The sequence below is a fragment of the Erwinia tracheiphila genome, from assembly GCF_021365465.1.
GTDB lineage: Bacteria > Pseudomonadota > Gammaproteobacteria > Enterobacterales > Enterobacteriaceae > Erwinia > Erwinia tracheiphila.
The window spans coordinates 3872250-3894457 of sequence record NZ_CP089932.1; the positions used below are offsets into that span (position 1 = coordinate 3872250).

General features: G+C 57.3%; 14 protein-coding genes and 2 pseudogenes. 1 reads left to right on the forward strand and 15 read right to left on the reverse strand.

The genetic code is table 11. The features are described from left to right. The first annotated feature begins 26 nt into the window (after positions 1–26). Positions 27–341 carry a SymE family type I addiction module toxin gene (locus LU633_RS20260; protein ID WP_046372058.1) on the forward strand — a complete coding sequence of 105 codons (315 nt, stop codon included), beginning with the start codon at positions 27–29 and terminating at the stop codon, positions 339–341. Between the two features lie 43 nt (positions 342–384). On the opposite strand, the gene LU633_RS20265 is transcribed toward LU633_RS20260, so the two are convergent. The 15 genes and pseudogenes from LU633_RS20265 to LU633_RS20335 all read right to left on the reverse strand — a co-directional run bounded on the left by LU633_RS20265 (position 385) and on the right by LU633_RS20335 (position 22103). After that, on the reverse strand, positions 385–705 hold the full coding sequence (locus LU633_RS20265) for a hypothetical protein (protein ID WP_016191094.1): 321 nt from the start codon (positions 703–705) through the stop codon (positions 385–387). 375 nt (positions 706–1080) lie between these two features. After that, complete coding sequence (locus tag LU633_RS20270; RefSeq protein WP_016191092.1) at positions 1081–1569, reverse strand: SMI1/KNR4 family protein; 489 nt, start codon at positions 1567–1569, stop codon at positions 1081–1083. Positions 1570–1579: 10 nt separating this feature from the next. Continuing rightward, a complete protein-coding gene (locus LU633_RS20275; protein WP_051124375.1) occupies positions 1580–6106 on the reverse strand; it encodes an RHS repeat-associated core domain-containing protein in 4527 nt (1508 codons plus the stop codon). 3 nt (positions 6107–6109) lie between these two features. Continuing rightward, a pseudogene (locus tag LU633_RS20280) lies at positions 6110–6555 on the reverse strand (DcrB-related protein). Beyond that, positions 6552–8479 (reverse strand): annotated as a pseudogene (locus tag LU633_RS20285) (type VI secretion system Vgr family protein). The pseudogenes LU633_RS20280 and LU633_RS20285 overlap by 4 nt, the downstream one beginning before the upstream one ends. 385 nt (positions 8480–8864) lie before the next feature. Then, positions 8865–10250 carry a serine/threonine protein kinase gene (locus LU633_RS20290; RefSeq protein WP_016191086.1) on the reverse strand — a complete coding sequence of 462 codons (1386 nt, stop codon included), beginning with the start codon at positions 10248–10250 and terminating at the stop codon, positions 8865–8867. Positions 10251–10279: 29 nt separating this feature from the next. Further along, the gene (tssH, locus tag LU633_RS20295; RefSeq protein ID WP_016191085.1) at positions 10280–12895 is read right to left on the reverse strand and encodes a type VI secretion system ATPase TssH; all 2616 of its coding nucleotides are present in this window, start codon (positions 12893–12895) and stop codon (positions 10280–10282) included. Positions 12896–13317: 422 nt separating this feature from the next. After that, complete coding sequence (locus LU633_RS20300) at positions 13318–14079, reverse strand: DUF4225 domain-containing protein (RefSeq protein ID WP_016191083.1); 762 nt, start codon at positions 14077–14079, stop codon at positions 13318–13320. 46 nt (positions 14080–14125) lie between these two features. After that, the gene (gene tssG, locus LU633_RS20305) at positions 14126–15178 is read right to left on the reverse strand and encodes a type VI secretion system baseplate subunit TssG (RefSeq protein ID WP_016191082.1); all 1053 of its coding nucleotides are present in this window, start codon (positions 15176–15178) and stop codon (positions 14126–14128) included. Continuing rightward, entirely contained in the window at positions 15175–17052 is a 1878-nt protein-coding gene (gene tssF / locus LU633_RS20310) for a type VI secretion system baseplate subunit TssF (protein ID WP_016191081.1), read from the reverse strand. Before tssF ends, tssG begins: the two co-directional genes overlap by 4 nt. 2 nt (positions 17053–17054) lie before the next feature. Next, the gene (tssE, locus tag LU633_RS20315; RefSeq protein WP_016191080.1) at positions 17055–17630 is read right to left on the reverse strand and encodes a type VI secretion system baseplate subunit TssE; all 576 of its coding nucleotides are present in this window, start codon (positions 17628–17630) and stop codon (positions 17055–17057) included. Beyond that, positions 17623–18447 (reverse strand): type VI secretion system accessory protein TagJ, encoded by an 825-nt coding sequence (locus tag LU633_RS20320; RefSeq protein WP_016191079.1) that lies wholly within the window; start codon positions 18445–18447, stop codon positions 17623–17625. The genes tssE and LU633_RS20320 overlap by 8 nt, the downstream gene beginning before the upstream one ends. A 25-nt stretch (positions 18448–18472) precedes the next feature. Continuing rightward, positions 18473–19525: a hypothetical protein gene (locus LU633_RS20325; protein ID WP_016191078.1), complete on the reverse strand. Its 1053-nt coding sequence runs from the start codon at positions 19523–19525 to the stop codon at positions 18473–18475. Between the two features lie 18 nt (positions 19526–19543). Next, positions 19544–21571 (reverse strand): type VI secretion system-associated FHA domain protein TagH, encoded by a 2028-nt coding sequence (gene tagH, locus LU633_RS20330; protein WP_016191077.1) that lies wholly within the window; start codon positions 21569–21571, stop codon positions 19544–19546. A gap of 256 nt (positions 21572–21827) precedes the next feature. Then, entirely contained in the window at positions 21828–22103 is a 276-nt protein-coding gene (locus tag LU633_RS20335) for a hypothetical protein (RefSeq protein WP_016191076.1), read from the reverse strand. Positions 22104–22208 lie beyond the last annotated feature (105 nt).

A 22208-nucleotide genomic window follows, 5' to 3' on the forward strand; every position in this document is an offset into this window, starting at 1 on the left:
CAGGCAACTAAACGGAGTAGTTGATCATGGCTGAACACGATTGTATTTCAGAAGGGAAGATTGCCAAAGCGGAACGGCGCTGTATTGTGGGCTACCGTCCAAAAGGCGGTGACCGCAGCACACCGCAGGTGAACATTGCGGGTAAGTGGCTGGCTGAGGCGGGGTTTGCGGTGGGGACGGGCGTCAGTCTGAAGGTGCTGGACGGCTGTCTGGTGCTGATCCCCGACAGCCGCGAGGAGACGCGGTTACGCCGGGAACAGGCACAGCTTGAGCAGCAGAAGCGGGAGATGGAGCAGACCCGGCAGCAGGCGCTGGCGTTGCTGGCGAAGGTCAGCGGCTAAAAATAAAGCCGGAAGGATCGTGGAGATCGCTTCCGGCTTAAAGTTAATTATTATTTACAATATCCCATATTTCATCCTTTATCTCCTGATATATCTTGTTTAACTGGAACCTTTCATCAAAATCATCCCTCCATATATAATAATCAGAGAAAGAACCATTTCCCTTATCCATCATCTTCCATGTATCACAAGAACTGTAAAAAAAATAATCCGGATTATTGCATTTATTATTCATTGACCATTCAAGTTTTTCTATTATAGAGTCAATGCCACGAATCCAGTTATCTTCTTTCTCTCTAATAAGGATGACTTTTAATTCCTCGAGTTTATCCAGTAGATTTTTCGACAATGTTTTATTGTACATATCATCACCTTAACGGCCAACTATCCATTATACCAACACCTTTCAGTTGCCAAGGCTGTTCAACGAATATTTGAGTAACATTCTGACCACCAAGATAAGCGCCTCCCTGATAACCCACTGGACCTTCATATATAGTTGTTCCCTTAGGTATTAAGACCTTATATACCGATTCAAAACAGTTATTAGGCTGATCCTGATTTAACACGGCGTTGCTGTGCGGGAACACAGCAACGAGTTGCAGGAAGCACGGGAACAACTTTATCAGGCGCAGCAGGTGGTGAAGGGGATTAAGGACGGAATGTTTAGTGTGCTTAACGAGGGTTAAATAATAAAGGCCGGGTAGAGATCATTTTCTAACCCGACTTAAATATCTAATTAATCGTAAGCATCACCGTGATCTTTATTCTTCCAGTAAATATCATTACCGCCTGAATTATATAGTTCAGTTAATAATTCCGTGAAACTAAGGGCTATGATTGGACAACTGCCAGCAACTCCATGAATTTCATAATTACTATCATAACAACGTCCATTTCTCTCAAGAGATAGATCTATAGACAAATAATCATTATTATCTGTTTTTCCAATAAAATACCACGAGGAAGATATATCATCATCACATGATTCGCCTACAATAATTTGATTTGATTGCAATATTTCATCCTTTGATAAAATACGAAATGAAATCATGGCATGACCATCACAAAACAATCTTACGCCATTACATTTTCTGTAAAAATAAACAATATCATCAGGATATTTCAATGTACTGGCAGGTAATGTAGGTAAACTCCCATTCGGGGGTATTACTTCACATCGGCTATCTTTATTAAACAAGTCAAGTAATAAGTCTATTTCCTTCATATTATCCACCTCAAAAAATAACAGATTCAAAAGAACCATTATATAAATATTGGTTTACCGCTCGATAATAGGCATCACGACTTGCAGCAGGAACGTTAGCTGCATCAAACATTTTTTCTGAAAGATTCTTCATTTCCCTATTACTAACAGTAGACCAATCAACCTTCCCACCAACTGGTTTACCTGTCTTTTGTTTTAACCAATCACGATATGTAGCTTTTGTTGCTGCATGATTATCCGCAGATAAAGCAATAGTTGGAGAATTAGTAGGATATTTACCACCATATGAAGGAACATTTTTTGACATCCAAATATCAAGTACGCCGTGATGGTTTTCTAAAGGAGAATTACTTGGGCGGTAAGGCACAATATCAAATTCCTTAACCTCACCGCATTTAAGACCTAACGGATCGATCCAACTAAGTGGATTCGGTACGTAAGCATACCCGTTCAGCCCCCCCGCCAGCCCTATCGGGTCCGGCTGCGTATAGCGCCCGCAGGTCGGATCATAATAGCGGAACAGATTATAGTGCAGCCCCGTTTCACTGTCGAGGTACTGCCCCTGAAAACGCAGGTTCTGCCGCACCGCACGCAGGCCCGTCGCGGACCCCGTGGTTTCACTCTCACTTTCCCCCCACGTTGAAAAGCGACCCTGCCATACCACCTCGCCCTGGTCGTCCGTCATCTGCTGCGGCAGGCCGTTCAGCTCCGTGTGATACCAGTACGCCGTTGAGGCCCCGCCCACCGTGTCGATACGCGCCAGCGGCTCCCAGCCTCCCTCGCCGTACAGATACTGCGTGTCGCGTTCCGGCACCGCGCTGCTGCTTTCACTCACCATCTGCAGCCCGCTCCACAGAAAGCGCACCGTCTCCGTTCCGCCACCGTGCCGGTGCAGAATTTTATGCGTCCGCCGTCCCAGCGCGTCGTAGCGGTATTTTACCTCCGCACAGTCGCTGTGCCCAACCAGACGCACCGACGACACACGCTGCTCATCGTCATAGCTGAACCACTGCTCCGGCGACGCCTTCCCCGCCCTGCGCCACGCCACCCGGCCAAAGCCGTCATAGCGCCAGCGGCTGCCGTTCAGGCGGTGCAGCAGGTTCTGCCACACCCTTTGCCCCGGCCCGTCGGTGCGGTTGCCTGCCCCGTCCCAGCTGAAGTGTTCCTCATTCGCGCCGCGAACTTCCCGCGTTATCTGCCCGGTGGCGTCATAGCCAAACCGCTGCCGGGGCGGGATCACGTCCTGACGGCCATTCAGGTCGCGTACGCTCTCCTGCATCACCTGGTCCAGACGGTCCCAGCTGTAACGACGTTCAAAAACGATACCCCGGCGCTGCGCCGCACCGCTGCTGCGCGACACCACGCGTCCCGCCGCGTCGTAGCGCGTCTGCTGGTTCAGGATACCCTGGGTGCGGCCCACTTCACGGTGCAGACGGTCGCGCTGAAAGCCAGCGATCTCACGCAGGGTACTCCCCTGACGCAGGTTAATTTGCATCAGGTGCCCGGTGCCGTAGCGCAAAAAAGTCAGCTCGCGCCCGTCCGGCATGACGCTGGCGCTCAGGTTACCCAGCGCGTCATAGCGGTGTGACAGTACTCCACCATCGTTTTCCTCGCTAATAAGGTTGCCCATGACATCACGGGTAAAACGCAGGATGTCTGGCGCGGCGTCGTCACCTTCAGCCAGCGACAGTCGACGGATCTCCGCGCCGTCCTTAAGCCAGTGATACTCCGTGCGATGCCGCGCAGTGATTTTTGCCGCCATGCGGTCCAGCACGTCGTATTCATAGTGCGTAACCAGCGGGGCAGGCGCGTCATCCGCCGCCAGCGGGTGCTGCACCATTTCCACCGTCCGGCCCATCGCGTCATGGCGGAAGCATCTGCGCCGCCCGGCCCAGTCGGTCTGTGCCAGCAGCCGCTGACCACTGTCCCACTCAAAGCCCCAGCGATCGCCATTGGGATTGATAATCTGCGTCATACGCCCCGCACGATCGTACTGATAGTGCGTGATCTGCCCGGCGGGATCGGTCTCGCTGGTCACCTGCCCGCGCGCGTTGCGCGTCACTTTGCGCTCGGAAAAACCGTCAACGTTTTCACCGCACGGTCGCCCCGCCGGATCGTAGTCATAGCGCGTTTCGCGCCCATCCGCGCGGATAACCGTGCTCAAACGTCCCGCTGCGCTCCACTGCCAGCGCGTGGTGTTGCCCTCTGCGTCGGTCGAGGTGGACGGACGGCCCGCATCGTCATACTGCCGCTGGCTTTGATACCCGGCGCAATCTTCCTCACGGCGGATTTGTCCGCGCTCATTCCACCAGAAGCGGTGGGTGTTTTCCAGCGCATCGGTGCGGGTCAGCAGATCGCCCTGCTCATTCCAGGTGAAGCCTGTGGTGCCGCCCTGCGGATCGATAACCGCCACCACGTCCCCGGCGGCGTTGTAGCGGTATTCCCACACCGCACCGTCCGCCAGCACCTCCTTCAGCGGAAAGGCATAGGACGCATGCCAGGTGGTCAGCGTGGTTTGCCCCGCCGGATCGCGTACCACAGCCAGCCGCCCGCGCTCGTCATAGCCGTACTGCCAGATCCTGTCGCCAGGCGCACGGGTTTCCATCAGCAGGTCGGCGTGCTCCGCCCAGCGCCATGACCAACTTGCACCATACATATCGGTCCAGGCGGTGGGACGGCCCAGCGCATCCCAGTGGTGTTGTGAACTGCCGCCGGAAAGGCAAGTTACCGTCGCGCTGCGTGCGCTTTCATCAGCGTCGATTACCCAGTTTTCAAGGCAATCTCCTTTCTCATCGAGCACCCGATACGCCGTCACCCGCCAGTGCGAGGCATCACGCGAGGGCTGCCAGTCATAAACCACGCTCAGGCCGCCCGCATAGCCGTGAGAAGCCATCATGTCACTGGCGCGATCCCAGCTGAAGCGGCGGGTTTCAATCCCGTCGGCGTCAAAGACGGCGGTCAGCTGGCCCTGTGGGCTGTAGTCGTAGCGTGCCAGCAGCTGCAATGCACCGCCGACAACCTGATGTACCGCCGCCAGCCGCCCGTGCTGCGGCTCATAGCTCAACCGTACCGAAAGCGCTTCATTGTCACCGGCTATGCTCTCCAGCTGACCGGCATCGTTCCAGCCAAAATGCTGGCAGTTCTCGTGATGATCGTAAATGCGCGCAATGCGCCATTCACCCTCGCGCATCGGGTCCGCCTCGTAGAGATGAAACTCTCCCCCGGCGGTCTGCATAATCATCACCCCTTGCAGGGTGCAGTACAGCGTGAATCCTTCTTCATCGAAGCGCACCACGTCGCCCGGTGCGATCTCCCCCAGCCCCAGCGCCTGGCCACTCAGGTCGCGCCACAAAAACTGCGTGGTGCCTTTTGCACCGCGGATGCGGATCAACCGCGTTTCGAACGGCAGCATCCAGCCGGTGCCAAGCATGCCGCTGGTCAGGTTACGGCTGTGATAAACGCGCTGCCAGAAGAGCGGGATGCGATCTTCCAGCACGAAATCGAGATCGTCCTCGCCGACAAGGAATTTGGCACCAGTGGCGTAGTGCACCGGCATGGCGCTCTGCACCGCCGCCGCCACAACACCGCCCGCCGCTTCGCTGCCCACGGTCGCCCCCAGGCTACAGGCAATCTGCTTCAGCGCCCGACGCGAGGCCACTCGCGAGAACAACTGTTCGAGCAGTTTCATTCCCTCTTTCGCCGCACCGCCCCCCAACAGGCCGCCAACCAGCCCACCCACAAAGTAGGCCAGCGCGTTTTTTCCACTGCGGATGTCGCGCACCACGATGCTGTCCCCGCCAATATTGACGCGAGGATTTTCCGCCACCTGGATTTTTGCTTCACAGGTGCTGCGATCGCCGTTGCGCGCCGCAGGATGGCCGTTGATCAGCACCTTTTTCGAGCCTTCCGCCAGGAAATTGGCGTTCTCCGTCATGTGTCCTTTACTACACTTGATGGTGTCCTTGTCAGCGGGTGCCGCGTGTGGGCTGGCGCTGGCAACCGTCGGCTGTACCAAGTCGTCATACAGGTTGGTGAAAAAGTGTTTTACCGAATCGCCATCGATATGGCTGACTTTATCCAGCAGCGCACTGGCCGTGGCGCCGGGATGGCTGACCGCGCTGGCGATACCCGCCGCCATTGCCAGCGCGGTGTCCAACAGGCTCGGCTCATTTTCCGCCGCGGGCGAATTGAGCCAGTGGCTGTCAACGGTGCCCGCCGCGCGTTTGCCCATAATATGCACGTTGTCAGAGCCGCTGGTAATGATGGCATCCGGTGGCCCGCGCATGCCCAGAATATCGAGCAGCCCGTCCACGGCCTCACCCGCCTTGTTGCCAAGCTTTTCGGGAATGCCAGAGGCCATCGCCCCCACCGTAAGCGCAATGCCCACGGCCAGGCCAACGCCGGTGCTGGAGATCATGCCGGCACCCAGTAAAATAGCGCCGTATATCGCACCCTCAACGGCCCCGCTGACAAAATCAGCCAGCGGCGAGCTGTGAACCAGCGGGTCGAGTTCGCGCGCGGCGGTTAGCGACGTCATGGTTCAGGCCTCCGGGCGGACGGCAGGCACGAAGCCGTCCTTGATCTGCTGCCAGGCGGCCAGCGACGCATCGTCAAAGCTGGCTGCCCGGCTGAAAGCCAGCGCCAGCAAATGCGTCCCGGTCATCACCACCAACAGCTTTTGTACCACCAGCACGCCCTGATTTTCAAAGCGCATCGCCACTTCCCGCGCGGGCAGGCCGCCAAAGCGACTCTCCTCTGGCGGTTCTGCGACAAACTTTTTCATATCGCGTTTTACTTTGGCCAGCTGCTGTTGCAGATACGCTTCTTCCTCTCCGGCGCTGACGTCCCAGGCGCGTGTCACCACCAGCGTGGCGCGGGCAGCGGGCAGCGGGCAGCGGGCAGGCGCAACAGAGTGACACTCTGGTCCTGAACCGCTTCCGGCAGGGACAGCGTGCCTTCGGATAAAACGTAATTCACCGTGTTCATGTGCTGCTTCCTCCGTCCTTAAAGGCCGCGCTAACCGCGCTGGTAATGTCGCCCGGCGTGGGTTTTGCCGCCACTGGCGTCGCAGGGGTGTTGATATTCAGATCCAGGGTGCCGCCCGTGTTAATTTGCCCCTGGGCGGTAGCGTTAATTTCAAAATTTTTGCACTGCAGGGAAACGGTGCCGTTTTGCAGAAGGGTCAGCACGCTGTCGCCAGCAATCAGGCTTATCCCCTGGGCGGAAGCCTGCACGATGCCCCCCTGGGTTTGCATCAGATAATCACCCCCGACCAGTTCGCTGCGCGACCATTGCGTTTTCTGGTCGTAACTGCCGCTGACCGTGCTGCTGTAAGATTTCTGTACGGCGATGGTGCGGTTGCCACCCACCGCGTGGATCTCGTCGTTTTTGACGTGGGTATCCATGTTCTTCTGCGCCTGGATCCACAGCTGTTCTTCCCCCGCCTTGTCCTCAAAACGCAGCGCGTTGGCGGTCTCCGCTGAACCGTCCTTGGTCCGGCTCAGAAAGCCCATCTGCGTCGCTGCGGCCGGCAGCGCCCACGGCGGCATGCTGGCCTCGTTGTACACGCGCCCCGTCACTATCGGACGGTCCGGGTCACCGTTGATAAAGTCTATCACCACCTCGTCACCCACCCGCGGGATCTGTACGCCACCATACCCCTGACCCGCCCACGCACTCGACACACGCACCCAGCACGAACTCGTGTCGTCTCCCTTCGCCAGACGGTCCCAGTGAAATTTCACCTTGATCCGACCGTATTTGTCCGTCCAGATTGACTCACCCTTCGGCCCCACCACCTTCGCCGTCTGCGGCCCGTGTGTCCGCGGCCACGCCGTCAGCGGCTCCGCACGGTACGTCACTTCCGACGGTATCACCGTAAAGCGGATGCTGTGCGTCGTGCCGCCATCGCTTCCCGTCGCGTAGCTGTTCTCTTCAAACTCGTAGTACGCCTCCGTCGTCAGGTACTCACCGTTGTCGCTGAAGAACGGCGCGTTTGACAGCATAAACGTGTAGCCCGGTGCCAGCCCCACCGCCGTGCCCACCCCGCTGATTTGCTGGTGCTCAACCTGCCACACCTCCTGGCGGATTTTCGCGTAAAACTCACCGTGGTCGTGCTCCACAAAGTGTCCCGGCCAGTCGTACACGTCTATCTGACCCGGCGACGGCGACACCGGGTTCTGCCTCGCCTGCAGCATCCACGCGTTCGGCTTGCGGAAGTCGTAGTCGTCCGTGCTGTAAATCCCCGGCGTCACCTGGTCGTGCAGCTCCCACAGGCTGATACCCTCCTCGCTGGTGCTACCGCCCGACGGCGTTACGTGGTACGGAATGTTTTCATAACCCGCGTACGGCTGGTGCTGCTGCGTGCTGTCCGCCAGCACCAGCGTGTGTTTATCCTGTTCGTGACCGAAGAAGTAGTAAATTCCCTCCAGCTCCATTAGCCTGCTGATAAACGCAAAGCTGCTCTCCTGGTACTGCACACAGTATTCCCACACACGGTAGCTGCCCGTCAGCCTGTCCTCTACGTTCACCCCGTACTCGCCCAGCAGCGTTTTTACTATCTGCACCACCGTCTGGCTCTGGAAAATGCGTAGGTTGCGGTCGCGCTTCAGCGGCCACAGGTCGGGCTCCATCACCACGCTGTACACCGCGTAGCGCGTGCCGTTAAGCTCCTGGCTGTGCACTCCCACCCGGGTGATTTTGCCGTTCAGCCAGCGCACCCCGCCCGACAGCAGACCCTGCATCGGGATCGACAGGCTGATCGACTGCCCCAACAGCGATTTGCGGTCAATGCGCGCGTCCGTTCCCAGAAGCTGTACGGTCAACTCAAGGCAGGCAGCGCCTCGCGGCCGCTCAGTTTCCAGAACAGCAGGCCCTCCATGGGCAGGTGTGCGGTGATACGATCGAACATATTATTTTCCCAGACTGGCTTGAACGGCAGGATTTTGCCTGCCGGATGTGAACAGCGATTATTTTAAAACAGTAAAAACGCAGGCCTGCAAGGTGAATGGACGGCAGGCCAGCAAAGAAACATAAAGACCGATGTAAACGCAGGTTAAAACTTTGCCGACAGCACAGTCGTCAGGACTCAGGTGAGTCAGTATTCCCCTGTGTGGAAGGTGCCGTTTGTCTGGCAATTCCGCCGCGGTGGTAAGCGTTAAAGGCAAAGACGCATATAGCCCGCCACCCTCAGCATAAGCCCCCTCCCGCTTTCACTGGCTCACACGCAGCCAGCAGCCGCTTAGTCCTCTGCACAGGACCTGGACATAAAGGCGTGTTCGCCAGTCGTATTGGCATTACCCCTGCGGGTTAAGCAGCCAGACACCTTGGCGATTAACGGTAAGACTCTGGTCACGGATATGGCCGCCGTTACTGATGCTGAAGCGGTAATTCCCCGCCGGCAGCTGCAGCATGGCAAAACCATTAGGCGCCGGGACCAGCGCCTGTGCGCTGCCATTCATCTCTACCCGATCGCCAGGCAGCAGGCGGATATACACCTGCGCAATGGGTGCAGGCGGCGCTGGCGAGGCGTCCGCCTGCGGTGCGGCAGTCTCCGCCGGTGCCGTCGCGGCGCTTTGTTTCGTGCTGTCTCTGCCACCCCCGCCGATCAACGCCCCGACGCCGATGCCGACCAGAATTCCGGAAGCAATCAGCCCAGGTACCAGAAAACGTTTAAGCGGTTTCGCCTGCGCTTTGGCGGTAGTATCGGCTGGTTCCGACCCCACCGGGACCAGTATGGTTCCCGGTTCGCTGACGTTCACTTCGTGGATCGCTTTAACATCGGTGACTGACAGCTCCATCAGCGCCGCCAGCCGCTCAACGGTCTGCGGACGGTTTTCTGGTTGCAGCTGCAGCGCCTGGTCAATGGCATGCAGCAGCGGTAACGAGTAGCCCTGCGGACGCAGCTTAACCAGCGGCTGATAGTTATCCTCAATACTGCGCACCACGCTCACCGGCGGAGGTGACCCGACAATCAGCGTGTGTAGCACCGCGCCCAACGCATAAATATCGGTCCAGGTACCCTGCTCGCTCTCGTTGTCATCGCTGTACTGCTCAATCGGGGCAAAGCCCGGTTTGAGCATGGTTTCGGTTTCATCAGACAGGTTGCTAATTGCCTTACGGGCAGAGCCAAAGTCCAGCAGCACTGGCATACCGTTTTCCTGAATCTGAATGTTATCCAGCGATATATCCCGGTGCAGATAACCTTCCTGGTGGATAGTGTTGATGGCACCGAACAGCGACGGCAGCAGGCAGCGAATCCAGGCTTCACTGACCATCTCCGGGCGACGGATGTGCAGCTGTGACAGCGTGGTTCCCGTATAGAACGCCGTACCCATATAGGCCGTGTCGTTCTGCACCCAAAAGCGCAATACGTGCAGCAGGTTAGGATGGTTAAAGCGGGCCAGCAACCGCGCTTCCTGAATAAAGCTGTTCAGCCCCGCATGGAAAGTTTTGCTAAAGCGTTCACTGCGCAGTACCAGGGTCAGGTCTTCGCTACGCACCGCCAGCGAGGCAGGCATAAATTCTTTAATGGCAATAGTGCGCTCAAGCTGGTAATCCCAGGCACGATAAACAATGCCGAAGCCGCCGCCGCCAATCACTTCCTTGATTTCAAATTCATTAAAGCGGTAACCCACTGGCAAGGCGTTGGGGATGGTCCGCGGGGTATCGTGTTCTGACATAATGGACAACTCTCTGATAGTTAAGGGCTTCACGCCTCAAACTGGCACTGGAATTCACCCTGATGCAGGGTGACGCGCAGGCGGCGATACTGTTCATCGCGCGCGCTGGCACTGAGCAACATCTGGCTCATCTGCGGCAGCAGGGTATTGGTCAGGATGGCATCAACCATACGGCCACCGGATTCAACCTCGGTGCAGCGCTGAACGATTTGGGCAATCACACTGTCGTCCACCTCGGAAACAATACCGTGGTTTTGTGCCAGGCGAACCTGAATACGTTTCAGCTGCAGGCGCACGATGCTGGCCAGCATCTCGTCGCTCAACGGATAATAAGGCACCACCAGCAAACGACCCAGCAGGGCCGGTGGGAAGACCTCCAGCAGCGGCGCACGCAGTGCGCCTGCCAGCGCATCCGGCTCCGGGATCAGTTCCGGGTCAGCACACATGGCGCTGATAAGCTGCGTACCGACGTTGGAAGTAAGAATAATCAGCGTGTTACGGAAATCGATATGCCGCCCTTCGCCGTCTTCCATCCAGCCTTTATCAAACACCTGGAAAAAGATTTCGTGTACGTCCGGGTGCGCCTTTTCGATTTCATCGAGCAGCACCACGCTGTAAGGACGGCGGCGCACCGCTTCGGTCAGTACGCCCCCTTCACCATAGCCGACATAGCCGGGAGGCGCGCCCTTCAGCGTGGAAACGGTGTGCGCTTCCTGGAATTCGCTCATATTAATGGTGATGATATTCTGTTCACCGCCGTAAAGGGTTTCCGCCAGCGCCAGCGCGGTTTCAGTTTTACCCACGCCGGAAGGGCCGCACAGCATAAACACACCGACCGGCTTATTCGGGTCGTCAAGGCGTGCGCGGGAAGTGCGCACGCGTTTGGCAATCAGATCCAGCCCGTGGCGCTGACCCATTACCCTCTCGTTCAGGGTGTCGGCCAGCTTCAGCACCGCGTCGATCTCGTTTTTCACCATGCGGCCCAACGGGATACCGGTCCAGTCCGACACTACCGCCGCCACCACATTGGCGTCCACTGCGGTGAACAGCAGCGGCGCTTCTCCCTGCAAGGTTTTCAGCGTCTGCTGGCGGTCAGCAAGGGTCTGATGAATCGCGGAAACATCGGCAACGTCGTCGTCATGCAGCTGCCCGCGCAAGGCGATGATCTCATCCACCAGACCGCGCTCGGCCTGCCAGCGGGCGCTCAGTTCCTCATGCAGCGTGGCCAGTTCCGCCAACTGCTGGTCGATTTTCGCCACGCGGGCAGGATCGCCAGTCGCCACTTTTGCTTCGCGCCCGGCAATCTCTTTTTCGATTTCCAGCGCGTGAATGCGGTGCTGGCAGTCTTCCAACTGCGGCGGCTGTGCACTCTGGCTGACCGCCACGCGGGCGCAGGCGGTATCAAGCAACGCCACGGCCTTGTCCGGTAGCTGACGCGCGGGAATATAGCGATATGACAGCTTAACCGCAGCGGCCACTGCCTCATCCAGCAGCAGTACGCGATGATGTGTTTCCAGAGGCCTGACGGTACTGCGCAGCATCAGCAGCGCTTTTTCTTCATTCGGCTCCGCCACCTGTACGGTCTGGAAGCGACGGGTCAACGCCGGATCTTTCTCAATGTATTTTTTGTATTCCGCCCAGGTGGTGGCGCCAATGGTGCGTAGCTGGCCACGCGCCAGCGCAGGTTTCAGCAGGTTGGCGGCGTCGCCAGTACCCTGCTGGCCCCCCACCCCCACCAGCGTGTGGATTTCATCAATAAACAGAATAATCGGCGTCGGGCTGGACTGTACTTCATTGATCAGCGCCTGAAGACGCGCCTCAAATTCCCCTTTCATGCCTGCGCCCGCCTGTAGCATGCCGATATCCAGCAGCCACAGCTGGACCTCCTGAAGCGGCGCAGGCACGTCGCCTGCGGCCAGCCGCAGCGCCAGCCCTTCCACCACCGCGGTTTTGCCTACGCCCGCCTCGCCGGTGAGCAGCGGATTGTTCTGGCGACGACGCATCAGAATATCCACCATCTGGCGGATTTCTTCATCGCGCCCGGCCACCGGGTCAATTTTTCCTTCACGCGCACGGGCGGTCAGGTCCTGCGCATACTGCGCCAGCGTGCCTTTCTGCTGGGGTACGGACGCGCCGGAGTCCGCGGGGGCAGAGGTGACCTGTTGCGCCTCTTTGCTGTTAGCCAACACGCTGTCAAACTGTTCAAGCAGCGTATCGGTATTGATACGGCTGAACTGGGCGGAGATCCCTTTCAGCAGGTTCGCCAGGTTAAAGGTTTTCAACATGCCTGCCAGTAAATGCCCGCCCCGAATTTGCTGGACGCCGAACTTCAGCGAGCCATAAACCCAGGCACGTTCCACCGCGCTGTCGATATGTTCTGACAAATCGGATACCGCACTGGCCCCGCGCGGCAGGCGATCCAGCGCGGCGGTAATGTCCCGCGTCAGTGCCGTTTCATCCAGTGAAAAATGGCGGATAAGCTGCTGTAAGTCGCCGTCCTGATGCTGCATCAGCTGATGTAGCCAGTGCACCAGCTCAACATAAGGGTTACCACGCAGCTTACAAAAGGCGGTGGCACTTTCCAGCGAGGTAAATAACAGCGTATCCAGTTTGCCGAACAACACGGCACGGCTGATCTCTGACATGGTTTTTCTCAGTGGTAGTGATGCTGTTGATAAAAGAGGAATGACCCCAGCGGGCAGATACAAATGCCCACTGGGTTTGGTCAAATAAAAATATTATTTTTCCTGCACGTTTTCAAAGTTTCTGACAGGTAGAAAGAACAAATATGATGCGGTAAAAAATAATGCGCTGACTCGCAGAAAAATACTATCGTCAGATATAACCCCCAATAAATCAGAGACCCAATCTATTCCATATCTGAACACAATGTACTGAAAAATAATGAAAGGACAGATTGAAAAAAATAAAACAATCTTACTTACTTTTTTCACCACTATTTTTTTATATTTGAGAATATAAAAAGTAATAAATAAAATGAGAGAAAAACAATAATAAGCAATCAGAATCACGGATTGACTTTGAGAGAGAGTAAGGTCCTCGTACACTATTCGTTCTCCCTACTTAATTGATGAATACTGTAAAGCGTTATGCCATCAGCCATTCCCTCCAGTCCCAGTGACACTCTCCCCATATCTCGCCACCCACGGATATTATCCGTGTTAATGTGCCTGAATAAGCGAAAGGTATCCGGTTTGAGAACCAGTCTGCTCATGCCATATATTGAAAGGGATAAATCCACCGTAGCATAAGCTAAATCAGCATCTTTATCGCTGTAGCCGAGATGTCTGGCAACGCTTCGGTAACCTTCACGCAGATAGCCTGCCTTTTCCTTTCTGAAAAGAAGATAGTAGCCATTCTCATAAAAGTTATTTGCACCTTGAGCAATCAAAGGCGTCCCGAAAGTCGCACAGGCCATCCCTACTGAAGCAGCGCAAACGCCGAACCCGGCAAAAACTTGTGTGCCACCGCCAATAAATCCCACTTGTTTCACCAACAAATTTACCGCTCTGCCAATGCGCTCCTTTTTTATCGCCGCATATTGTACCATTCTGCCAGTCATTAGCTGAAACTGCTGCTGGCGCAGGTGCGCGGCCTCTTCGTTAAGGGTTTCAACCGCGCCGTTAAGAGACATACAGTTGATGCTGACTTCGCGGGTCACACCGTTAACCAGGGTGCTTATCTCCTGTAAGAAAGCCATACGCGCCCCGGCTGAAGGCAGGTATTGGAAAGCGGTGGCATGGCCAATTTCATAAAGTTGCTTTGCGGCTTTGTTCAAATTCTCGTTGCTGCGCACACTGTTAAACATGACATCTCCTTGTTATGTTTATAAAAAAAGTAACGAACTATATCACTTAACGCGCCGCAGGTTCTGTGCTGAAGATCAAATCGCTCCTGGGACGCGCCGTAGCCGGAGCGCCGAGCCAGCTGCTGTAGCCCAGCCGGGCAGGGCCACCGAGGGTGACGCCGCAGACCTCGTGCGCCGCCAGGGTCAGGCATATGTCCCAGACAAACTCAATGCCGAGATACTGACGAACCCAGTCGCACAGCTCGACCGCCCAGCGCTGGTCGGGCAGAAAACGACTGTAATTTTCCAGCGACAGCGGTCCCAGCCTGATGCGAAATTTATGCTGCACGTCGCGCACCGCCACCCCCAGAAACGCAGACTCGCCGAGCCGCGGCATGCGTCGCCCGGCACCCAGCCTGGCCCGTTCGCGCGCGTCAATGGGCTGCCAGTGCGGCACATTTTCTTCCAGTGCTACCGGCACCCGGAAGTAATGACTGAGGATCTTCCGCAAACCTTCCGCATCGCGGCCGTTACGGGTCAGGTGGCCCGCCACCGCGTAGCGCGCGTGGGTGCCGAGGCTGCCCTTTTCCAGCTGGCCGGGCTGGCCCATGCCGATCAGGCTGGCCAGATAACGTTCAAAATGATGATTATCTTCCCGATCCAGCGAGACAGTCGGCTGGGCATCGGCCCAGGCGCGATAGAACAGCAGCGTCAGGCGGTGATGAAACAGGTCGGCAAAGGCGGTCAGGCTGTGGTCCTGATGATGGTAAACCCGCTCGCGGGCGTATTCGGTCAGGTGTGTCGGCAGCGGGCCATTGGGACCAAACAGGCCAAAACTGCGGATGGTTATCTCATGCAGCGGGCTGTTTTCTCGCGCGGCGGCGTGCGCCAGCGTCGAGGGCGCAAAAACCAGCGAGGGTTCCTGCCCGATACGCAACGGTTCATGGCGCGGCAGCGGCGCACGCCCCAGCGGATAGCATTCACCCCCCTGCGCATCCAGACGCCGCAGCAGCTGGAACAGATCGTAACGCCAGGGCGTGTCGGTCACGCCCCCCCAGAACCCGTCCGGCAGGCGCGTGACGGCGCGAATGGTCAGGCTTTGTGCTGTTTCTTCACTCATATCAGCGCCCTTTTCCCCATCCGTGCAGGCCAGTATCCCACCTCACCGCGCTGCTGACTGGTCAGGGTCATCTCGGTGAAGGTGTTCATCGCCACCAGACGGGAGAACACCCGCTCCAGCACGCTGCCTAACAACCACGGGCTGGCACCGGAGAACGCCTCCTCATCGACGTTCAGCTCAATACCGATGCCGCGGGCAAAGACAATCGGCCCCGGTTCCGGCACACGACGACAGACTGGCCTGAGCTGACAGTGACGGATGCCGTCTATCTGTCGCGCCACCGGGGCATCAGCCAGGTTGGCATACAGCCCCAGCAGCTGGCGCAGCGCTGAAGCGCCCTGGCCGTCGTCGCCGTCCATCAGACTGAGGTAGTTCATTTGCAGATGGCTGACCAGCCGCCAGGCGGTCAGCCCTTCGGCCAGAGCGGTGCAGGGCGGCGTCGGTCCTTTGCGCAGCGTCAACTGAGCCACCGGGATAGAGTCCTGCATCATAAAGTTGCCCTGGTCCTGTTGCAGCAGCAGCAGCGGTAAATCGCGGCTGGTACACATCACCTCAGCCGTCAGGTGACGCAGATCGTTGTGCCACGGCGAATGGCGCTCATCCACCAGCGACAGAAACACTTCGGAACCGATATAGCCAGTGCGCGTACCAAAGCGCTGTGCATGCTCTGACAGGGTGCGCTGCTCGCGGCGCAGCGAGAAATAGGCACCGTAGTCGCCCTCATCCCCGCTGAAGGTGCTCCAGAACGGACGAAAAACCTGTTCGCCCTGTCCTTTTCCGCCGCTGGCATAGAGTTTCTGTACGGAGAAAATTTCGTAATCCAGCGGGCGAATGTTATCCACCACCAGATGGTATTCATGCACACTGTCACTTATTTTTTGCCGCTCGGCGGTCTTGGGAAACAGGTTAGTCACTGGCGTGCAGTGCAGCGCCAGATGGCTTTTATCGATCACCCGCTCCAGCGACGCATCGGCTTTGTCCAGCAGCAGCACGATTTCAAAAGCGTTTACCCCCGGCTTACAGGAGGCGACCAGGCCGCCAGGCTGGCTGATGCTGATAAACTGGAAACGTGCCGGAAAAGCGAAGTATTCCTGTAACAGACGATAGCCGTCAAAGTTACGCAGGTCGTCCGGCAGCATGGCCTGATCCGCAGCAAAGCCTTCCTGCTTCACCGCATCATCATGCAGCACCCTGCGCTGCGGCTGCGCCTCCACGGTCTGACAGAAACTACCGACCGTGTGCTGCATTATTAGCTCCAGTAATTTCTGAGCCTGAATATCCGGGTCGCTAAGAAAAAAGATCAGTTGATCAAGACTGAGGTGGTTGAGCACCACGTCATTGAAGCACTCCAGGCGGATACGCAGTGCGCTGACCGCGCCGCGCTGGCTAAGGCCCAGCGGACCGAGGGGAATATCCGCAGGAACGCCGCCCAGCTCAACGTGGCTGATACGCAGCGGCTGCAGCATGACGTCGTGCGCAGTGGTGTAGCTACAGGTCACGCCACTTTTCTTCAGGGTCTGGCTGTCCATCATGGTGCCGCGCGGCACCAGAAAGCCGCCGGTAATATCGCCTTTTTTACTGTCAGGGTGAAGTTCGGCAATGGCCAGCGACGGCGTGGGCGCAAGGTAATTTGGCGCAATCATCTCCAGCAGGCGCTGGGAGAAACGCGGGAACTCCGCATCCATTTTCAGCTGGACGCGGGAGGTCAGGAAAGCAAAGCCCTCCATTAGCCGCTCGACATAAGGATCGGCGACATCAATACCGCGCATTCCCAGGCGTCCGGCGACTTTTGGGTAGCGGGCGGCAAACTCCGCCCCCATTTCACGCAGGTAAGCCAGTTCGCGGTTGTAATAATCGAGCAGTTTGCTGTCCATGGTTACCCTACATCTTTCAGCTCAAAATGGCCGTTTTCCAGGTCCAGCTCGGTGCGGAACATGAACTCCAGCGGATAAGGCACGCACCACAGCCGTCCCTTGATTTCAATCGACAGAACGTTATGCAGATTCAGTGAACTGGTGTCCGACACACAGCGTACCTGCAATCCGCTGGGCAGGATGCGTGGTTCAAAGTGCAGAATCGAGTTGGTCAGCTTGCGCTGAATATCATGCCATTCGATATCCGACATGCGTTGTCCGGCCAGCGGCGCGACGCCGAAATTGTACGCAGAACGCTGCACCTGCGGAAAAGGGGCCAGGTCCTGCTGTGCTTCGTTGTTAATGCTGTTAAACAGCCACTGCAAATCACGCAGCACGTTGCGACGCAGCGCGCTGTGTGAAATCACTGTACTGTTGACCGACTCCTGCTGCTTATCCGGGGCGTTATCAGTCAGCCGGTCCAGCAGCGAGGGCTGCATCTTGTCGCGGGCGTTCAGCGCATCCTGTTTATTACGGTGGCGAAAGCCGCCGCGTAGCAGACCGCCGCCCTGCTGCGAGGAATCAAAATCGTTACTCATCGTCGGCTTCCACAAAGGTCAGCACATCAAGGCCCAGCAGCGGGAAATCGTTTTCATCACTCAGCCAGGTTTTCTGTCCGTGGCCGATAAACTGCTCGCCCGCGGCATCCAGCGGTGTCCATTCGGTGACGCTGCCAAGTTTAATGCGGTCATCCGCCGCCGGATCGAACGGGTAGCGCACGGGGAGCTGGCACACCTGCTCACTGCCGTCGATCAACCGGACCAGCGTATGACGCCACACCAGATCGGTGACGCTGGCAGGCGGCTGAAAGCGCAGCTCGCTGATAGCGGCAAACGGCAGCCAAGTGTAATGCCCGTTGACGATAAGTTCGCAGAGCGGGCCGAGGCGACCATCGCCATCCATCAGCCAGGCCACCGCCCGTTCATGTTCGGTATTTTCCTGTTTTACCCGGCCCGGATTTACCGTCGCCGCCTCAAAGGCAACAGCGCGCAACGCGGCGGCTTTTTCATGCTCGCCCGTCCCGTCCGCTGCCAGCGCGGCAAGCAGGCACCCCGCCCAGCTAAACGCCTCGCCCGGCATACGCGGCTGGGACCCGGCGGCAAACACGCCAGTGCGCTGGATCTCACCCTGGACCGCCTGTTCCAGCAGGGTGACCGTCGATTTTGCCTGCGGATTTAGTGCCACCCATGACTTTAGCTGGGTGAGCGCCCGCGCCCAGTTTCCGTCCAGACAAAGAAGCTGCACAAAGGTGGCCCGCAGGTCAGCATCGGCCGTGCGGCTTTTGATCTCGTTTTCCACCCGGTTCAGCGTTTCCGCCAGTGAGACCCCGGACATCAGTTGGTTAAGAGAACACACAGGCTTTCCTTTTACGGTCGATAAACTAGTTAAGGGTGCGGAATGAACCGGCGGCCGGATCTTTCAGTTCCGGGTGCAGCGCTTCAACCAGGCGGATAGTCAGAGAGTCTTTCTCAAGCAGATACGGCACCCAGACCTTACGCACTTCATTCAGGCGGGCTTTAAGCGCGCTTTCGTCGCTGGCTTCCTGCTGGCTTATTTGCACGACCAGCGTGCCGTCGGCCTGCCAGCCGTTAAGCTGCGGCGCATAGGGCAACACCATCCAGCTTTGTGGCGACTTCTCGTCGGTCAGCACCATACGTTCGTTGTTAACAGTGGTGATTTGCACATCCGCGTCGGTCGCTTTGCTGGTCAGTCCGGCAACCGGAAAGCCTTCCAGGAACACCACCGGGACATTACTGCTGGCACCTTTACCCATCTGAGTTAAGCGCGTTTCACCGCTTAACCAGCCGTTGCTGCCACAGTACGTGCTGCCTTTTGCCGGTACAAAAAGTGCGCTGGTTTGCTCGCTGTTATACAGCCAGGTACGGAAATGGCAGCCGTCCATCAGGCTGAACTGGGTCCACGGCGTGGTATCCGCGGGCGGCGAGAGATCTTCCGCCTTCACCACAACTGGTGCGGATACGGGAGCGGCCGTCGTCTGTGCAGATGAACTGCCTCCAGCGGCGGGCGTGGCCGCCGGCGTCAGTGCTGGCTGGCTGACTGGAGCGGCGGCAGGCGGCGTTAACGGGTCGATTTTCACCGCCCACGCCTGCGCCTTGCTGGCGCTGCCGTGCGCCAGGCTGGTACCGCTGCTGTCGTTCATCTGCCAGTGGATAACGTTCAGCGTTTTACACTGTTTTTCCAGCACGCTGCCCACGCGCGGCAGAAAGTTTTTCAGCATGGACGGATTTTTATTGCCGTTGGTGACAATGCGCAGAGGCAGTTCCGACTCACACCAGCTGGCCAGGGACGTGTTTTTGATGTTGTCGATCCAGATGTCCAGTTTCAGCGAGGGAGAGGACACCACGCGGTAATCCTGCGCCCAGGCGCTGGACGCAATAAGCAGGGAGAACGCACCTGATAGCCAATATTTCATAAAAGTCCTTGAAGGCTGTTAATCACGAAGAGGGAAAAACTGGGCCGCTTCCGACAGGGAATGGAGCAGCGTGGTGTCCTGCGGATCGCCCACCCAGACGGCGATGGCGCTGTAATTGTCCTGGCTCACCTGCGAGTGGAGGTCGTTCTTGCGAATCACCTCCTGCATCAGCGTCAACCATTCATCCGGGGTGTTAACCATATGCAGCGACTGCTGCATATGATCCGGCGACAGGCCATGCCAGAAGCCATCGGTGCAGAGCAGGAAAGCATCGCCGAACAGGGTGTGGAAGTCATCTTCAATTTCACCGGCCGTTTCGCCGTAGCGTTTGGTGAAGCGTTCCCACAGTGCGGCCTTGCGGCTGCCGGGCAGCGCAAGTCGGGACATCACGCCCTCCTGCCGGGCTTCCTCTTCCAGCTGCTGCGGGTTGAAGGATTGCAGCATGGAGGCAATGATCGCGCGGATCCCGGCGATCATCCCCAGCTGGTGTGCCTGCAGATCCACCAGCGCATCGCGTACCGACTGCCGCGGCGGCATGAAGCCCGGCATCCGGCTGCCAAACATCTGCATCAGCACTGATTTTCCGGAAGGCAACAACTTGAACGGGTTGTTGGCCTCGTCAAGGATCACCGTCATCTCTGCCTTCACGCCGCGCTTGAGAATCGAACGTGAGGAGAGCAGCGCCACGGTACCCTGCGAGAACATACTGAACATCTGCCCCAGCTCCCGCATGGTGCCGCGATCGAAACGCGGGGTGGGTTGCAGATCGTTCAGACCCATACCACCGAGGAGCGCGCCCAGCAGTTCACCGTCGAGCGCGTCGCCCCCGGAAGCGGCTGCCGTACCCTGCTGCACTACCGGATTGGCAACCGGATCGATACGCAGACGTCCTTTCGGTGGCGGCGTGGTGCTGCGCACCACCGCCTGTGGCGTCGGCAACGTAATACCACCGTAGCCAGTCTGCGCCGTGGGCAGTTCCTCAGCCAGTGGGATCACAGGTGCGCTCGCCGGCGTTGGCATCGGTGCAGCATGACCTGACACCGCCAGCGGCTCTTCGAATAACGGAGAGGCTATCGGCTGCTCATCAAATAGCGGCGACTGCACCAGCGCTGAATCTGACTGCCTAGCCATTTTATGCTCACCAAACAGGTTGAAATCGCTGTCATACGTTTCACCAGCAGGTACAACGGCATATGGCTGACCACTGGCAGACTGCGGTCGGGACCGGGCAGGGGGAACCTCGACCGGCGTCAGCGGCAGGGCGCTGCCCAACAGGCCGAGCGGATCGTCACTGTTCATCTTCGCTGGCGCACTGCCCCCACCAAACAGGGCCAGCGGGTCCAGTTCATCTTTTTTTGGCTCTGGCCACGGCGTTCTGGCCGCAGGCTGCGTAATCAGCGTGCTGGGCGTACTGTCATCAAAGATACTGTCACTGTTAAACAGTTCGCCGTTGTTAAACAGCGTATCCGGCTGCTGCTGGCGGCGGTCAAAATTGAGCGAATCCGGTTTCACGGCAAACTGGGCCAGCGGGTCAACCGGATTGCGATCCGGCGCGGTGCCTTCCGTCAGTGGATTGGCGCTGGTCTGTAGTGCTTTCGGGCGGCTGGAGAGGCTGTCGCTGATTGAGAACTCCTCCGCCAGGCTGTCCCAGATTTCACTGGGAATGGCAGCGGGAGCAGACACCAGCGGCGGGGCCACCGGTGCCGGATGGGGTGCTGGCGTCAGCGAGGAAGCAAGCTCACTAACCTGCAGGCGGTATTCATCAATGCTGAGAATATCGCCTTCCTGCAGATCAACCTGCCGCCCACGCTCCAGCGGAATATCATTCAGGTGTACCAGCGTCACGTTGCCACGATTGGTAATGCGGCATTCCCCCTCCGCCGTGATATGCACGATGGCCTGCAGACGGGAGATGGTACGGTCATCGTCCGGCAGCACCAGATTATTATCCACGCCACGTCCGATGGTGCCGCCTGGCGGCTGGAAATCACAGCTGCTCTGCGGCGGCTGATGGCCGGGCTTGTTCGCTATTATCGTAAATCGCATAACGTTTTCCTGATAACGAGGGAGTGCGGGTGCAGTTTCTGTCCCACTATCCATGAAGGTTGCTGGTTGTCTGAATACGGGCAGCGCACAAGAATTGCAGCCCTTATGAGAATGTTGATTGCTGCCCGGACAGACGGGCAGATAAAACAGCCTGCTGTAACAGGCTCTGATAAGGCGTTACTTTTTATAATAGCTGGGAAACCACTTTCCTCAGTAAGAGGGAGAGATGAATTCACTCACTGCCAGAATCATTTAATTAATGTATTTCGGCGAGACGTCGCTTTAATTCTGCGATGGTTTTCGCCATGGAAGATCCCATTCTGCTGGTTAACACTTTATCTATTGCAATAGCATTTTTCGAACTATCTACAGAGAAAATAACGGGCTCATCAGCGGTTGCATTGGGTAAAGTGGCCTCGTAGATAACGGTAATTTTGACCGTCGCGTCACTATCATTTGAGATGATACCGACAGACTTAGTTGCATTGCAGACTTCAGCTTCCCAGTTGTCAAAACCAATGGTAGGGATCATTATTTTGATCGTTGTTTTTTCTCTGACCACCCTATAAAACAGACGTTATCGTCATGTGCGCTCAACCTTTTACCTGCGATAAAGTCACCCATTTTTTGGTCGTGA

What these genes read in the sequence shown, in the direction of transcription:
- LU633_RS20260 (WP_046372058.1), top strand. Translation starts at nt 27, where the DNA reads ATGGCTGAACACGATTGTATTTCAGAAGGGAAGATTGCCAAAGCGGAA.
- LU633_RS20265 (WP_016191094.1), bottom strand. Translation starts at nt 705, where the DNA reads ATGTACAATAAAACATTGTCGAAAAATCTACTGGATAAACTCGAGGAA.
- LU633_RS20270 (WP_016191092.1), bottom strand. Translation starts at nt 1,569, where the DNA reads ATGAAGGAAATAGACTTATTACTTGACTTGTTTAATAAAGATAGCCGA.
- LU633_RS20275 (WP_051124375.1), bottom strand. Translation starts at nt 6,106, where the DNA reads ATGACGTCGCTAACCGCCGCGCGCGAACTCGACCCGCTGGTTCACAGC.
- LU633_RS20290 (WP_016191086.1), bottom strand. Translation starts at nt 10,250, where the DNA reads ATGTCAGAACACGATACCCCGCGGACCATCCCCAACGCCTTGCCAGTG.
- tssH (WP_016191085.1), bottom strand. Translation starts at nt 12,895, where the DNA reads ATGTCAGAGATCAGCCGTGCCGTGTTGTTCGGCAAACTGGATACGCTG.
- LU633_RS20300 (WP_016191083.1), bottom strand. Translation starts at nt 14,079, where the DNA reads ATGTTTAACAGTGTGCGCAGCAACGAGAATTTGAACAAAGCCGCAAAG.
- tssG (WP_016191082.1), bottom strand. Translation starts at nt 15,178, where the DNA reads ATGAGTGAAGAAACAGCACAAAGCCTGACCATTCGCGCCGTCACGCGC.
- tssF (WP_016191081.1), bottom strand. Translation starts at nt 17,052, where the DNA reads ATGGACAGCAAACTGCTCGATTATTACAACCGCGAACTGGCTTACCTG.
- tssE (WP_016191080.1), bottom strand. Translation starts at nt 17,630, where the DNA reads ATGAGTAACGATTTTGATTCCTCGCAGCAGGGCGGCGGTCTGCTACGC.
- LU633_RS20325 (WP_016191078.1), bottom strand. Translation starts at nt 19,525, where the DNA reads ATGAAATATTGGCTATCAGGTGCGTTCTCCCTGCTTATTGCGTCCAGC.
- tagH (WP_016191077.1), bottom strand. Translation starts at nt 21,571, where the DNA reads ATGCGATTTACGATAATAGCGAACAAGCCCGGCCATCAGCCGCCGCAG.
- LU633_RS20335 (WP_016191076.1), bottom strand. Translation starts at nt 22,103, where the DNA reads ATGATCCCTACCATTGGTTTTGACAACTGGGAAGCTGAAGTCTGCAAT.